The organism is Micromonospora arborensis, from assembly GCF_003205615.1.
Taxonomy (GTDB): Bacteria; Actinomycetota; Actinomycetes; order Mycobacteriales; family Micromonosporaceae; genus Micromonospora; species Micromonospora arborensis.
Window position 1 is genome coordinate 1 of sequence record NZ_PYBV01000156.1, and the last position, 467, is coordinate 467.

The 467-nt window shown below is 80.5% G+C and carries 1 protein-coding gene; it reads left to right on the top strand.

Features of this window, described 5'->3' with window-relative positions; genetic code table 11:
* Positions 1 to 264: 264 nt before the first annotated feature.
* Positions 265 to 467, top strand: a 203-nt coding sequence (locus C7C45_RS34655) for a hypothetical protein (protein ID WP_208641536.1), incomplete at its 3' end; no start/stop codon positions are given.

Genomic DNA, 467 nt, shown 5'->3' on the forward strand with positions numbered 1-467 from the left:
TGCCCTCCGGCGTGACCGGGCTCAAGCACCGCCTCGTCGGGCGCGGCGACTGGCTGGCGTACTCGGCGCTGCGCCGGGCTCACCGGGTCGCTGGTCGCCTCCGGCGGAGTGGCCCGTCGACCGGCGCCGGTCCCGCCTCGGTCAGCGCAGACGAGGACCCGGGCCGAGGGGCGGGTGCCGACGCGACAGGTCGGAAAGAAGGGGTCGCCAAGGGGCAGCGGCGGGGCGGCCGGGGCGGGGGGCGCCCACCCGGGTGCTTCCCTGTTGCCCCGGGGCCGCCCCCTGGGCGCCGACCCGTCCCTGCTGCTCGCGCGCGGCAACCACCCCCCCCCGGGCGTGCTGGACCTGCCCGGGGGCCTGGGCCCGGCCCCGTTGGGCTGCGGCGCACTGCCGCTCGTGCCGGGTGTGCGCCCCGGCGCGCTGCCCGCGCACCCGCGGGGTCAGGTCGGCAAACCGCCGCAACTGCG